Annotated in this window: 14 protein-coding genes; 1 reads left to right on the top strand and 13 read right to left on the bottom strand. The window is 71.1% G+C overall.

Annotated elements, in window-relative coordinates:
- Positions 1-30 precede the first annotated feature (30 nt).
- From ACQ452_RS13275 to ACQ452_RS13265, 3 genes are all read right to left on the bottom strand, one after another.
- A complete protein-coding gene (locus ACQ452_RS13275; protein WP_433393574.1) occupies positions 31-846 on the bottom strand; it encodes an SCO1664 family protein in 816 nt (271 codons plus the stop codon).
- Positions 843-1,445, bottom strand: a complete 603-nt coding sequence (locus tag ACQ452_RS13270) for a DUF3090 domain-containing protein (protein WP_433393572.1) — start codon at positions 1,443-1,445, stop codon at positions 843-845. The genes ACQ452_RS13275 and ACQ452_RS13270 overlap by 4 nt, the downstream gene beginning before the upstream one ends.
- Positions 1,446-1,602: 157 nt before the next feature.
- A complete protein-coding gene (locus ACQ452_RS13265) occupies positions 1,603-2,325 on the bottom strand; it encodes an MSMEG_4193 family putative phosphomutase (RefSeq protein ID WP_433393570.1) in 723 nt (240 codons plus the stop codon).
- Positions 2,326-2,479: 154 nt separating this feature from the next.
- Between ACQ452_RS13265 and ACQ452_RS13260 the strand changes: the two genes are divergently transcribed.
- Entirely contained in the window at positions 2,480-3,199 is a 720-nt protein-coding gene (locus ACQ452_RS13260; protein ID WP_433393568.1) for a DUF1275 family protein, read from the top strand.
- A gap of 35 nt (positions 3,200-3,234) precedes the next feature.
- Here the strand turns inward: ACQ452_RS13260 and ACQ452_RS13255 are convergent, their stop codons facing one another.
- From ACQ452_RS13255 to ACQ452_RS13210, 10 genes are all read right to left on the bottom strand, one after another.
- A complete protein-coding gene (locus ACQ452_RS13255) occupies positions 3,235-4,896 on the bottom strand; it encodes an ammonium transporter (RefSeq protein WP_433393566.1) in 1,662 nt (553 codons plus the stop codon).
- Between the two features lie 26 nt (positions 4,897-4,922).
- Positions 4,923-5,948, bottom strand: a complete 1,026-nt coding sequence (gene yut, locus ACQ452_RS13250) for an urea transporter (protein WP_433393565.1) — start codon at positions 5,946-5,948, stop codon at positions 4,923-4,925.
- Between the two features lie 22 nt (positions 5,949-5,970).
- Complete coding sequence (locus ACQ452_RS13245) at positions 5,971-6,888, bottom strand: urease accessory protein UreD (RefSeq protein WP_433393563.1); 918 nt, start codon at positions 6,886-6,888, stop codon at positions 5,971-5,973.
- On the bottom strand, positions 6,885-7,514 hold the full coding sequence (ureG, locus tag ACQ452_RS13240; protein WP_433393561.1) for an urease accessory protein UreG: 630 nt from the start codon (positions 7,512-7,514) through the stop codon (positions 6,885-6,887). The genes ACQ452_RS13245 and ureG overlap by 4 nt, the downstream gene beginning before the upstream one ends.
- A gap of 93 nt (positions 7,515-7,607) precedes the next feature.
- Positions 7,608-8,285, bottom strand: coding sequence for an urease accessory protein UreF (locus ACQ452_RS13235; protein WP_433393559.1), 678 nt, complete (start codon positions 8,283-8,285; stop codon positions 7,608-7,610).
- 24 nt (positions 8,286-8,309) lie between these two features.
- On the bottom strand, positions 8,310-8,873 hold the full coding sequence (gene ureE / locus ACQ452_RS13230; RefSeq protein WP_433393557.1) for an urease accessory protein UreE: 564 nt from the start codon (positions 8,871-8,873) through the stop codon (positions 8,310-8,312).
- 87 nt (positions 8,874-8,960) lie between these two features.
- Positions 8,961-10,679 carry an urease subunit alpha gene (locus ACQ452_RS13225; RefSeq protein WP_433393555.1) on the bottom strand — a complete coding sequence of 573 codons (1,719 nt, stop codon included), beginning with the start codon at positions 10,677-10,679 and terminating at the stop codon, positions 8,961-8,963.
- A gap of 48 nt (positions 10,680-10,727) precedes the next feature.
- On the bottom strand, positions 10,728-11,189 hold the full coding sequence (locus ACQ452_RS13220; RefSeq protein WP_433393553.1) for an urease subunit beta: 462 nt from the start codon (positions 11,187-11,189) through the stop codon (positions 10,728-10,730).
- A gap of 42 nt (positions 11,190-11,231) precedes the next feature.
- Complete coding sequence (locus tag ACQ452_RS13215) at positions 11,232-11,534, bottom strand: urease subunit gamma (protein WP_433393551.1); 303 nt, start codon at positions 11,532-11,534, stop codon at positions 11,232-11,234.
- A 172-nt stretch (positions 11,535-11,706) separates the two neighbouring features.
- Positions 11,707-13,137 carry a sugar porter family MFS transporter gene (locus ACQ452_RS13210; RefSeq protein ID WP_433393549.1) on the bottom strand — a complete coding sequence of 477 codons (1,431 nt, stop codon included), beginning with the start codon at positions 13,135-13,137 and terminating at the stop codon, positions 11,707-11,709.
- Between the last annotated feature and the right edge of the window lie 123 nt (positions 13,138-13,260).

The following is a 13,260-nucleotide window of genomic DNA, read 5'->3' as shown; positions in this document are numbered from 1 at the left end:
ACGCGGGGGACCCGGGGGCCGGTTCGGCCCTCACATGGGGGGCCAGGGCACCGCGGGCCAGTCCGGCGAGGGCTGCGGGAACCGGCCTGTCTGCCGCAGCCGGTCGACCCGGGCCGCCAGCTCGGCGATCTCCCGGATGGTGAGGTGCTCGGCCAACTCGGTGCCGAGGGCCCCGGCGAGCTGACCGGCGAGCGCGCCGAGCATCTCCAGGGCGTCCGGGGGCAGTTGCCGCCCGGCCCAGCCCCACAGCACCGTACGCAGCTTCTCCTCGGCGTGGAAGCTCACCCCGTGGTCGACGCCGTAGAGCCGGTCCTGGGCGCCGGTGAGCACGTGCCCGCCCTTGCGGTCCGCGTTGTTGATCACGGCGTCGAGCACCGCGAGCCGGGCCAGCCTCGGGTCGTCGGCGTGGGCCAGCGCGTACGGGGTGCCGTCGTCGTCGCGGGCCGCGGCGATCGGGAACCAGCGGGGTGGCACCGCGTCGGCCGGCACGAACCCGACGAGGGGTTCGGCGTCGTCCGGCTCGTCGATCCAGAGCTGGCAGGACCCCGGCCCGAACGGGCCGTCGCGCAGCACCGTCGGCGGCACCAGGTCCCAGCCGGTGGCCCGGGACACCACGTAGGCCGAGACCTCCCGGCCGGCCAGCGTGCCGTCGGGAAAGTCCCACAGCGGGCGCTCACCGCGCACCGGCTTGTAGACGCAGCGGGCCGTCAGCCCGTCGAGGGTCAGGATGCCACGCAGGGTGGTGTTGGAGGCGTCGACGAGCCGCCCCTCGAGGTCGAGGTGGCCGTCGCGGAGCAACCGGAGCGCGGCCTCGCCGTCCTGTCGGGGCTGAAGATCCGACGTCACCGGTGGTAACCGTTGTGGCGCGGGCAGAGGTGGCCGGCGGGGTCCAGCGGCTGGCCGCAGAGCGGGCAGGGCGGCCGGCCGGCGTTGACGACCCGCCGGGCCCGCTCGATGAACTGGCGGGTCGCCCCGGGGGTCAACCGCACCCGCAGCCGGTCGAGATCGTCGTCCGGCTCCTCGTCGGTGTCGACGTCGACGTCGACGTCATCGTCGACGTCATCGTCGTCGGGCCCGCCCAGCTCGACCTCGGTCTCCCCCTCGCCCACGGCGATGGCCTCGATCACCACGGTCGCGGTGTCGACGTCGAACGCCAGACCGAGCGTGCCGACGCGGAACTCCTCGTCGACCGGTGTGTCCAGCGGCTCGTTGTCGCCGACGACGGCCACCGTCTCCGGCAGGTCGACACCGAATCGGCGCTGCGCCTCGGCGAGCAGCTCCTCCAGCTTCTCGGCGAGCAACGACACCTGGACCTTTTCCAGCGCGACGCTGACCAGCCGGCCGCCGCCGCGCGCCTGAAGGAAGAAGGTGCGCTCCCCCGGCGCCCCGACCGTCCCGGCGACGAACCGCTCCGGCGGCTCGAAGGCGTACACCTGGTGGGTCATACCCACGACCCTATCCGGCCCGCCACGGCGCCGCGCACCCCACCGACGCGATTCGCGGCACGCCCGGTGAACCGGCCCGTGCCGCCGGGCGCGGCGCCCGGTACGGGCCCGCGCCGGGCCACGACCGGTGGCCGCGGGCCCCGGCGGCGCCCGCCGGTCACCGGCCCGCTCCCGCGCCACCACCGACGGGCGCGTCGGAGTCGGCCGCGCCGGCCGCGCGCGCCGCCCGCCGACGGCGCTTGGCCGGCGGCGGCACCAGCGCCGCCAGGTCGCCACCGGTGTCGTTGAGCCGCAGCAGGAACGGCCGCAGCGGCGTGTAGCGGATCGCCGTCACCGAGGCCGGGTCGGCCACGATCCGCTGGAACAGGTCCAGGTGCACGCCGAGCGCGTCCGCCACGATCGCCTTGATCACGTCGCCGTGGCTGCACGCCAGCCAGACCGCCTCCGCGCCGTGCTCGGCGGTGATCCGGGCGTCCCACGCCCGCACCGCGCTGACCGCCCGCGCCGCCATCGCCGCCATCGCCTCCCCCGCGGGGAAGACCGCCGCGCTGGGGTGCTGCTGGACCACCGGCCAGAGCGGCTCCTTGGCCAGCTTCTTGAGCGGTTGCCCCTCCCAGGCCCCGTAGCCGCACTCGATCAGCCCGTCCTCCAGCACCGGGGCGGCACCGGGCAACGCCAGCTCGAGGGTCTGCCGGCACCGGATCAGCGGGCTGGTCACCACCGCCGCGAGCGGCACCGCGCGCAGCCGCTCGCCGACCGCGCTGGCCTGGGCCCGCCCCGTGTCGTCCAACTCGACGGGCTGGCGGCCGGCCAGCCCGCCGTCGGCGTTCGCGGTCGTCCGGCCGTGTCGCAGAAGCAGAAGGGTCGCCACGAGCACCACCCTATGACCTGCCGCCGGGGGCGCGCCCGCGCGGCGGCGCTGGTGCCGTCGGCGCCGCCCGACGCGGTTTGCCGGCAGGCAGCCGGGGAATGGCCGCAGAATGCCGGCAGCGGGCGGACAGGAAGCCCGGCCCTGACGGGGAGGGTGCGACGCGATGGGCGACGCGGCATCCGCCGGCGCCGGCGACCCGCAGGATTCGTACCAGGAATTCCGGTACCCGCTGGCGGTCCTGGCCCTCACCACCGGGGTCGCCGGCTTCGTCGACGCCTTCGCGTTCCTGCGCTACGGCGCGTTCGTCGCCAACCAGTCCGGCAACGCCATCTTCCTCGGCATCGGCGTGGCCGGACGCCATCCCACCTGGTTCGAGTCCGCCGCCTCACTTGTCGCGTTCGCCGCCGCGACGGGCGTGGTCTCGCAGCTACGCCACGCCCGCAGCCGGTGGTCGCCGGCGGCCCGGGCGCTCGCCGCCGCCGTGGCCGCGATGGCGTTCTGGGCCGGGCTCAACGCCCTGTTGCACCACGGCCACCAGGGCGGGCTGCCGCGGATCGCGCTGGCCGCCGCCGGCGGCTTCGCCATGGGCGCCCTGGCGACGCTGTTCGCCCGCACCGCCGGGATCACCACCGCCATCACCTACCAGTCGGGCACGATCGCGAAGACGGGCGAACGCGTCGGTCGGTGGCTCGCCGGGTCGGGCGCCGAGCGCTCGCGTGCCCGGCAGGGCACGTTCCTCGGTCTGCTGGCGCTGACCTGCTATGCCGTCGGGGGCGGTGTCGGGACCGTGGCCCAGGCGCACCCGCTCTGGGTGCCGGTCTGGGGGGCGCTCGTGCTGTCCGCCCTGGGGCTCCTGCTCCGCCCGGTCCGGCGGCGCGGCTGAGGGTTCCCGCCGCGCCCGGCCGGCGGAGACCGGGCTCACCGCACGTCGGTGGCGAGCTGGACGTCCTGCACGAAGCTCTCCGTCCGGTCGGCGCCGTAGCGGCCCAGCACCTCCAGCACCGCGGGCACCGCCGCCTGCTGCGCCACCACCTCGACCCGGGCCCGCTCCGCGAGATCCTCGTCCTGCCAGTACCCCCGGGGCAGCGACCGGGGCGCCGGATCGGCGGTGGAGACCGTGGCATCGGAGACCACGATGGAGAGGGCGCCCGCGTCGAGCAGGGCTTCCCGCAGCTCCCGGGTGTTCGGCAACAGCGTCGGACTCATCGTCGCGGTGACCAGCCGGGCGGCCTGGCCCGGCGACACGGCCACCGCGCCACCGCGGTGGCGCCCGCCGCCGCTGGACCGCCCGTGGGCGCCCGGGCCGCTGAGCCCCGCCACGCCCCCCAGGTGGTACGCCTCGGCGTCCTGCTGGGCGCGGTCGAGGTTCTCCTGGGTGTCGGCCGGTGCGCGCAGCCCGACGAGCGCCTGCACGGCGGCGGCGATCGCCCAACTGAGCACGAAGGCGAAGGCCACCACGGCGACCACGCCGACGAGCTGGTGCCAGAGCAGGGAGCCGCCGCCGCCGAGGAAGAGACCGTCCTTGCCGAGCGGGTTGGTGCCGCTGTCGCCGAAGAGGCCCAGCAGCAGCGAGCCGAGCATGCCGCCGACGAAGTGGACCGCGAGGACGTCCAGGGCGTCGTCGAGCCGCAGCAGGTACTTCAGCCGCAGCGCGGTGTGGCAGACCAGGCCGGCGATGGCCCCGATGGCGATGGCGGAGAGCGTGTTGACGTACCCGGCGGCCGGGGTGATCGTCGCGAGGCCGGCGACGGCGCCCGAGACGCTGCCCACCACGGTGCTGTGGCCGTCCTTCAGCCGCTCCGCCACCAGCCAGACCAGCATGCCGGCCGCGGCCGCGAGGTGGGTGTTGAGCACCGCCTGGGCGGCCACCCCGTTGGCCTGCAACCCGTCGCCGCCGTTGAAGCCGAACCAGCCGAACCAGAGGATGCCCGCGCCGAGGATGGTCAGCGGGACCGAGTTGGGCGGCGCCTCGCTGTGCGGCCAGCCCCGCCGGCGCCCGACGACCAGCAGCACGCCCAGGACCGCCGCGCCCGCCGAGGCGTGCACGACCATCCCGCCCGCCCAGTCCTGGGTGCCGAAGTTGGCCAGCCAGCCGTCGGGATGCCACAGCCAGTGCGCGATCGGGGCGTAGACCACGACGGACCAGATGGCGAGGAACAGCGCCCAGCCGACGAACTTCAGCCGGCCGGCCGTGGCCCCAGTGACGAGCGCGGGGGTGATCACCGCGAACATCATCTGGTACGCGACGAACGCCAGGGTCGGGATCGTCACCGCGCCGGCGACCACGTGCAGGTTGGGCGCGGGCGGCACCCCGAGGCCGGTCAGGCCGAGCAGTTCGAGGTTGCCGAAGAGGCCGGTGCCGGCGTCGTCGCCGAAGGCGATGGTGTAGCCCACGAGCACCCAGGTCAGGCTGACCACCCCGAGCGCGATGATGTTCTGTTGCAGCATCGCGAGCACGTTGCGGGTGCGGACCATCCCGCCGTAGAACACGGCCAGGCCGGGAGTCATGAACAACACGAGGCCGGCGCAGACCAGCACCCAGGCGGTATCGCCGGGGTTCACCGCGTCCTGAGCGAGCACGGGAGCTCACCTCTTTCTGGGTACGGTCAGACGGTGCGTTTCACCGTCGAGACGATGGTCTCCTTGACGCGTTCGTGGTTGGGCACGGGCGCGAAGTGCCGCCTGGGCAGCAGCAGCAGCCAGGTCGCGATGTTGAACGGCCCGGTCAGCACGGGGATGGCCAGCGGGGTGAGCACGGTCGCCAGCCCCATCTGGACGAAGAGCGTCAACGCGATGCCGAAGACGGTGTAGACGGTCACCAGCACGCCGGGGCGGTGCATCACCGCGCCCACCGCGATCGCCGTCAACACCGCGTTGAAGCCGTACAGGCCCTTGTCGAGCGAGTCCCCGGCGGCACCGAACCAGAGCGCCAGCAGGGTCGCACCGACGCTGCCGACCAGGGCGAAGAGCGCCGACCAGCGGGAGTTGATCAGCAGCGCGATCACCATGAGCAGGCCGCTGACCCAACTGTTGACCAGGTAGACCTGGGACACCCCGCGCAGGAAGATGGGCACGAGGTCCCAGTCGAAGCTGCCGCCGGGCAGCGCTGCCTCGCCGGGCAGCATCGGCTTCGCGTTGGTCAGCACCGTGAACTTGTCGAACTGGTACGCGGCCAGCAGCAGCACCCAGGTGGTCAGCACGAACGGGAACGTGAACGCGGTCAGGCCCCAGGTCTTGAAGACCGCGTTGAGCGCCAGGGTCAGCACCGTCGTGGCGATCGCGCCGAGCACGAGATAGAGCCACATCAGCGGGCGCTGGTCGAGGAACGTCGGGACGGCGATCCCGGTCAGCAGTGGGCTGAAGCCGAACATCCCCTGCCGCAGCGAGGTCCGGTCCACCTGCAACACGATGGCCGTGGCGGTGCCGACGACCAGACCGAGGACGGCGCCGCCGAAGATCCGGGGCTGCCCGCTCTCGACCGCCCCCCAGGCGATCGCGACGAGGATGATCAGGCCGGTCAGCGGGTTGTTCTGGAACATGACCTGCGCGGGTCCGCGCAGGCATGCGTCGACGAACTCGACCAGCGGGTTTCCACTGCTCAGCCTGTGCCAGCCGTGCGTCACCGCGCTCACGGCAACCTCCCTGTTTGGTGGTTCAACGCCAGCTGAACGCGGGCGGAAAGGTCTGGCCGGTCACTTCTTCCCGGGCCGCCACGCAGAAGGCGCGTACGGCGGCGCGCACCGGCTCGGTCTCCTGTCCCAGCACCTTGAAGATCAGCCCTGCGTCGTTGGGCAGCCGGCTGACGCCGCTGGCCAGCGGCGTCAGCTCGTCCCAGAGGGGGGTGCGGGTCCGCTCGTAGACCCGGGCGGCCCGCTCGGCGTTGGTGAGCAGCACGACGTTGCCGAAGACGTGGAAGCGGTCCATGACCCCGACGCGGCCCACGTCGAACTGTCCCGGCGAGGCCACGAACTTCTCCACGAACAACCGCCGGCCGTCCGGCCGCTGCGCCCGCAGCGAGCAGGAGAAGAGGTCGTAGGCGAACAGTTCGCCGTCGCGGTAGTGCTTCCGACCGGGTTGCAGCACCTCGCCGTAGAGCATGGTGGCGCTCTCCGGCAGCCGCACCCGGGTGTCGGTGACGAACCGGCTGCCCCGGTACGGGATCACGGGCTCCGGCAGGAACTCCAGGTAGGTGTCCTCGCCGAGGGTGAACCGCTGCAGCTGCGCGCCGTAGTTCGCGTCCATCTCCTGGATCTTGGTGGCGGACTGGGTCACCAGGTGCGCCTGGCTGCCGGGAGCCAGGTCGACGTCCAGCTGCAGGCGGTCGCCCTGCAGCACGCCCCCGGAGGTCGTCAGGATCATGACGCACGGCAGCTGCGGCATCTCCTCGTCCCAGTACAGCGCCCGCTGCACCAGCAGCGGGGACTGCCGGTAGAGATCGCGCAGGATCGTGCGGTCGCCGTGCCGCTCGAAGCCGAGGCGCAGCACCCCCACCTTGCCGTTGTACCCGGCGGGCAACTGGGCCGGCTGCTCCTGGTACGGGCGCAGCTCGCGCGCGCTGTCCAGTGTGATCATGCAACCACTTCGGCGTCGAAGAGGGCGTTGCGCCGGATCAGCGAGACCAGCTCGTCGATGCCCTCGCCGGTCTTGCAGTTGGTGAACACGACCGGTTTGCCGTTGCGCATCACGTCCGCGTCGCGGGCCATGACGCCGAGGTCCGCGTCCACGTAGGGCGCCAGGTCGGTCTTGTTGATCACGAGGATGTCGGACTTGGAGATCCCGGGACCGTTCTTGCGGGGGATCTTGTCCCCGGCCGCGACGTCGATGACGTAGATGAAGTAGTCGACCAGGGCGGGGCTGAAGGTGAGGGTCAGGTTGTCCCCGCCGCTCTCGATCAGCACCACGTCGCTGTCCGGGAACCGGGCCTCCATGTCCTCGACGGCCGCCAGGTTCATGCTGGGGTCCTCGCGTACCGCCGTGTGCGGGCACGCGCCGGTCTCCACCCCGATGATCCGCTCCTCGACCAGCACCCCGGTCAACGCGCGTCGTACGTGCTTGGCGTCCTCGGTGGTGACGACGTCGTTCGTGATCACCAGCACCCGCAGTCCGTTGTCCACGAACCGGGGCACGACAGCCTCGATGATCGCGGTCTTACCGCTGCCCACCGGGCCGCCCACGCCGATACGGCTTGCCGACTTCATGATGTGACCATTCCTTCTGCGAAGAGGTTTCAGTGGTTCTGGGACACGGGTCCCGGCGTCGGACGGGAGCCCGCCGAGCTGGCGCGGGGTCCGTCAGCTCATGAACATCCGCACGTGGGTGTGCTGGTGCGCCGCGGCCAGCACGTCGAGGTGGGGGCCGAAGGTCTGCATGTCGTCGAGACCGGCGGTGCGCACCTCGTGGTAGTCGTCGGCGACCCTCTCGTTGACCGCGTAGAGGATCGACTGGGCGTCGAGGTGGTCCACCCGCATGAGCCGGACCGCCGCGCCGAGCACCGTCGAGGCGGTGCCGTACTGGTGTGCCGCGAAGGCGTCCTGCTCGCTCACCCCGAGCTCGGCGAAGAGCACCCCGAGCGCGACCGGGTAGGTCACCGGCACTCCGGTGGCCGACTCGTCGACGCGCTTCTTGAGCAGCGACTCCCCGACGATCCGGGTCGACGCCTCGGCCAGCTTGCGCCCCATGCGTACGGACATGACGCGCATCTCTTCGTTGATCTTGCGGAGGTAGACGGCCTCGTCGGCCTGCCGGATCCGGTCGAGGTCCCCGGCGGCGGCGGCGCGGTGCCCGGCGAGCAGGGCGACACCGTCGCCCGTGGCGGCGAGCCGGGTGAGCGTGCGCACGAAGTCCTGCAGGCTGCCGCGGTCGTGCACCGCGCCGTGCTGCACGGCCATCTCCAGCCCGTTCGAGAAGGAGAAGGCGCCCACCGGAAACACCGAGTCGCCGAACTGCAACAGCTTCAGGGTCTCGACCATCTCGCGCACCGTCCGGCCCCGGCCTCAGTTGAGTTCGGCGGGCAGGTGCGTGTGCGGCGTGGAGTCCGCCCCGCCGAAGAGCCGGCGCGACTCGTGCGGCGCGAGATACGCGATGATCTCGGTGCCGGGCAGGAACTCGTGCGTGATCCCGGTGAACGCGTGGGTGCGCATCACCGAGTCCATCACCTTGCGGTCCACGGTCAGCGGGACGTACATCTTCGTGCCCTTGACCACGGCCGGCCAGTGCTGGTTGCCGATCGCGTGACCGAGTTCGACGGCCGAGCGGATCAGCAGGTCGGCCGACTCGCCGCGCAGGCCACCGAGGTCGACGACCATCACCTCGCCGAGCTGCACCCGGGCCACCACCGCCGTGGCGGTCAGGTCGTCCCAGGCCAGGACGTCGCCGTCGCGCAGCCGTACGCCGCGGGCCAGCGAGACCGACAGCTCCGCCCCGGAGCTGGTCATCTTGCGGATGCGGCTCTTCTGGGCGTCCCACTGGTCGAGGACCAGGTCGTCGATGCGCGCTTGCCTGAGCCGGACCGTCCAGTCCGGCTCGTTCATGTTGCCCAGCACCGTCTCGACGAGCACGGGCTTCTCCTTTCGGTCGTGGCGGTGGCGCCGCGGGGGCGCCGGGTGGTGCCGGGACCGGGCACCGGCGAGCCGGTCCCGGCGGCGTCAGCTGAAGAAGTAGAGCTGGCTCATGGGCAGGTTCCTGGCCGCCGGCACGGTCGCGTGCACGCCGTCCATCTTCACGGCGAAGGTCTCCGGATCGACCTCGAGCTTCGGCGTGCGGTCGTTGCGGACCATGTCCCGCTTGGTCAGGCCGCGGGTCCGGTAGACCGGGATGATCTGCCGTTGCAGGCCGAGCTTCTCGGCGACACCGGACTCGTGCGCCGCCCGGGACACGAAGGTCACGCAGGTCTTGGCGAGCTGGCTGCCGAACGCGCCGAACATCGGTCGGTAGTAGACCGGCTGCGGCGTCGGCAGCGAGGCGTTCGGGTCACCCATGATCGACCAGGCGATCATGCCGCCCTTGATCACCATCTTCGGCTTCGTGCCGAAGAAGGCCGGCTCCCAGAGCACGAGGTCGGCCATCTTGCCCGGCGTGACCGATCCCACCACGTGCGAGATCCCCTGGGTGATGGCCGGGTTGATGGTCATCTTCGCCACGTAGCGCAGCACCCGGAAGTTGTCGTTGCTGTCGGAGTCCTCGGCGAGCTTGCCGCGGACGACCTTCATCTGACCGGCGAGCTGGATGGTCCGCAGCCAGGTCTCGCCGACGCGTCCCATCGCCTGCGAGTCGCTCTGCATCATCGAGATGACGCCCTCGTCGAGCAGGACGTCCTCGGCCGCGATCGTCTCCGTCCGGATCCGGCTCTCGACGAAGGCCACGTCCGAGGGGACCTTGGGGTTGAAGTTGTGGCAGACCATGATCATGTCGTACAGCTCGGCCTGGCTGTTGATGCCGTAGGGCACCGTCGGCGTGGTCGAGCTCGGCAGCACGTTCATCTGGCTGGCGATCTTGATGACGTCCGGCGCGTGTCCGCCACCGGCGCCCTCGGTGTGGAAGGTGTGGATCGTCCGGCCCTCGAACGCGGCTACGGTGTCCTCGAGGTAGCCGCTCTCGTTGAGGGTGTCCGTGTGGATGCTGACCTGCACGTCGAACTCGTCGGCGACGTCCAGGCAGGCACGGATCACCGCGGGCGGCGCGCCCCAGTCCTCGTGGATCTTGAAACTCGGCGCGCCGGCCATGATCTGTTCCACCAGGGGCGCCCGGCCGGTGCTGTTGCCCTTCGCCATCAGGCCGATGTTGATCGGGATGTTCTCGAAGGACCGCATCATCGCCTGGATGTTCCACGTGCCGGGGGTGATGGTGACGCCGTTGCTGCTGTCCGACGGGCCGGTGCCACCTCCCCACAGGGTGGTCACGCCGTTGCTCAGGGCGGCGTACGCCTGCTGCGGCGCGACCAGGTGCACGTGGGCGTCGATGCCCCCGGCGGTCAGGATGAGGTGCTCACCGGAGATGGCGTCGGTGCCCGGCCCGGTGATCAACTCGGGGGTGACCCCCTGCATGATGTTCGGGTTGCCGGCCTTGCCGATGCCGGCGATCTTGCCGTCCTTGATCCCGACGTCGGCCTTTATCACGCCGAGGGTCGCGTCGACGATGGTCACGTTCGTGATGACCAGGTCGAGGCCGCCCTCGGCGTTGGTGTACTGGTTCTGCACGCCCATGCCGTCGCGCAGCGTCTTGCCCCCGCCGTACATCACCTCGTCACCGAGGACCCGGAGGTCCTTCTCGATCTCGATGTACAGCTCGGTGTCGCCGAGCCTGATCTTGTCGCCCGTCGTGGGGCCGAACATTCCGGAATACTCTTGCCGAGATATCTGGCTCATCGAATCATCTCTCCTGCCCGAGGCGGGCCGCCCCGCGGGATAGTGGATCTACTGTTTCTTGCCCTTGGGGTTCTCCTGCTGCTCCGGGCCGAACTTGAAGCCCCGGGTCTTGGCGTTGTGGATCGCCTCGGTGCGGTCCGGCCGGTAGGTGGGAGCCGACTGGCTACCGGTCCATCCCTGCACGAGCCCGTTGAACCCGTACACCCGTTGCAGCCCGGCGAAGGGAACGAGCTCCACGGTCTTCTTGTCGCCCGGCTCGAAGCGGATCGACGTCGTCGCCGGGATGTTCAACCGCTTGCCGAAGGCCGCCTCGCGATCGAAGGCGAGCATCCGGTTGACTTCGAAGAAGTGGAAGTGCGACCCGACCTGGATCGGCCGGTCACCGGTGTTCTGGACGACGACTTCCGTCACCGGCCGCCCCTCGTTCAACTCCAGCGGCTGGTCGCTGAGCACGTAGCCACCGATGGGTCGCAAGTGCTTCGAGTTCGGGCCGGGATGCTGTTTGGCCATTTCTGCTCCGCCTTCCTGGAGACCGCGTCTGCGCTGGTGCGCCTACTGGATCGGTGAGTGCACGGTGACCAGTCGCGAGCCGTCGGTGAACACGGCCTCGACCTGGATCATGGGCAGCATGTCCGGCACACCCGGCATCACGTCGTCTGCGCCGAGAGTGCTGCGGGCGTCGTTCATGACTTCCTCGACGGTCTTGCCCTCGCGGGCGCCCTCGAGGGCGGCGGCGCAGATCACCGCGACGGCCTCGGGGTGGTTGAGCTTGATCCCTCTGGCTTTGCGGGCGTTGGCGACGACGGCCATCGAGAGAATCGTCAGCTTGTCGAATTCCTTCGGTGTCAGATGCACTGTCCTGGTCCTTCGCGACTGTCGATCGGGAGCCGCCACCCGCCGAACCCGGTGTGGAATCCAACGTCGGCGCCACGGCTCAATACGGGGCCTATGTCCGTTAAGCCTGGTTACTGCGGCTTAGGGAGAAAAGTACGCTTCGCGCCACCAGTGCGAGGCTGGAACCGGGAAACTACGAGGACCGGCGGGGACGCCGGGCGTGGGCGCCGGTCGTCCACATCCGCTGGATCTGCTCGAGGGTCCGGCCCTTCGTCTCCGGCAGGTAGCGCCAGACGAACAGGAAGCCCAGCACGCAGGTCCCGGCGAAGAGCGCGAACACCCCCGAGCGCCCCAGGGCGCTGAGCATGCTCAGGAAGAACTGTGTGATGAGGTACTCGGTGCCCCAGTGCGTGGCGGAGGCGATCGCCACGCACCGGCCCCGGATGCGACCCGGGAAGATCTCGTTGATGACGGTCCAGGCGACCGGCCCGATCGACATCGCGTAGAACGCCACGAACATGACCACACCGACCAGCAGGAAGATGCCCGCGTCGGTCGGACGGTGCTGCGCAGCCCCCGCCGCCGCCGGCGCGATCCTCGCGAAGCTGACGCTGACCACGACGAGGGACACCGCCATGCCCAGCAGCCCGACCAGCAGCAGCGGCCGGCGGCCGAGCCGGTCGAGGAAGGCGACCGCGACCAGCGTGAAGAGGGAGTCGACCGCGCCGATCGCCCAGGTGGTCGCGGCCAGTTGCGACTGCGGGGTGTGGAACCCCGCGGCCGAGAAGATCGAGTCCGCGTAGTAGATGATCCCGTTGATCCCGGTCAGCTGCTGGAACAGGGCCAGGCCGACGCCGAGCACCAACGGGCGCCGCCACCGGTGCGAGAGCACCTCCCCCCAGCCCGCCTTCCCGGTGTCGAGGCTCTGCTCGATGGACTGCAACTTCTCGGACACCTTGCGCGCCGGCGTGGTAGCCCGCAACGACGCCTCCGCGCGGCGCCTGTCCCCTCGGCGCAGCAGCCACACGGCCGAATCGGGAATCACGGTGGTGACCAGGGCGAGCGCCACCCCCAGCAGCGCCGCCGCCCCCAGCAGGTAGCGCCAGGAGTCGCCCGTGTCGAATAGCTCGTCGGCCAGGTAGCCGACGAAGATGGCGAACGTGGTGGAGAACTGGTAGATCGCCAGGAGGCTGCCGCGGATCCGCTCCGGCGCGGCCTCGGCCGCGTACATCGGGCCGGCGACCGAGGCCACCCCGATGCCCAGCCCGAGGACGAGCCGCGCAACGAACAGGACCCCGATCACCGGCGCGACCGCCTGCACGAGCGTGCCCAGCACGAACGTCGCGGCGGCGACCCACAGGGCGCCGCGGCGACCGAACCGGTCCGCGAGGTGACCGCCGATCAGCGCCCCCACCAGCGCCCCGGGGGTCACCCAGCTCGCGGCCACCTCGGTGGCGAACGTGTCCGCCTGGAAGGTCTGCCGGATGTCGCGCAGCGCTCCGCTGATGACACCCTGGTCGTAGCCGAAGAACGCGCCGGAGAACACCACGACGGAGACGACCGCGACGAGGTTGCGTCTCGGCGGCCTCCCCCGCCCGCGCCCTCCACCGTCGCTGGCCGTCACGGTCGCCCCCTCTGGCGCGAAGACCGGCAGATCACGTCCGAACGCAACGCGTATCGAAAGGGTAGATCCGAAAGATCCCGTTGGGGCGAAATGACCGAAACGCGGAAGAGGGGCTGCCCACCA

This window comes from Micromonospora sp. KLBMP9576 (assembly GCF_050941805.1).
Taxonomy (GTDB): domain Bacteria; phylum Actinomycetota; class Actinomycetes; order Mycobacteriales; family Micromonosporaceae; genus Micromonospora.
Note: the sequence above shows the minus strand (reverse complement) of the source record. Positions and strands in the feature narration are given on the sequence as shown.

Bases quoted from the DNA above. Each gene is read 5' to 3' on its own strand.
- ACQ452_RS13270 (WP_433393572.1), bottom strand. From the start codon at position 1,445: ATGACCCACCAGGTGTACGCCTTCGAGCCGCCGGAGCGGTTCGTCGCC.
- ACQ452_RS13260 (WP_433393568.1), top strand. From the start codon at position 2,480: ATGGGCGACGCGGCATCCGCCGGCGCCGGCGACCCGCAGGATTCGTAC.
- ACQ452_RS13245 (WP_433393563.1), bottom strand. From the start codon at position 6,888: ATGATCACACTGGACAGCGCGCGCGAGCTGCGCCCGTACCAGGAGCAG.
- ureG (WP_433393561.1), bottom strand. From the start codon at position 7,514: ATGAAGTCGGCAAGCCGTATCGGCGTGGGCGGCCCGGTGGGCAGCGGT.
- ACQ452_RS13235 (WP_433393559.1), bottom strand. From the start codon at position 8,285: ATGGTCGAGACCCTGAAGCTGTTGCAGTTCGGCGACTCGGTGTTTCCG.
- ACQ452_RS13225 (WP_433393555.1), bottom strand. From the start codon at position 10,679: ATGAGCCAGATATCTCGGCAAGAGTATTCCGGAATGTTCGGCCCCACG.
- ACQ452_RS13220 (WP_433393553.1), bottom strand. From the start codon at position 11,189: ATGGCCAAACAGCATCCCGGCCCGAACTCGAAGCACTTGCGACCCATC.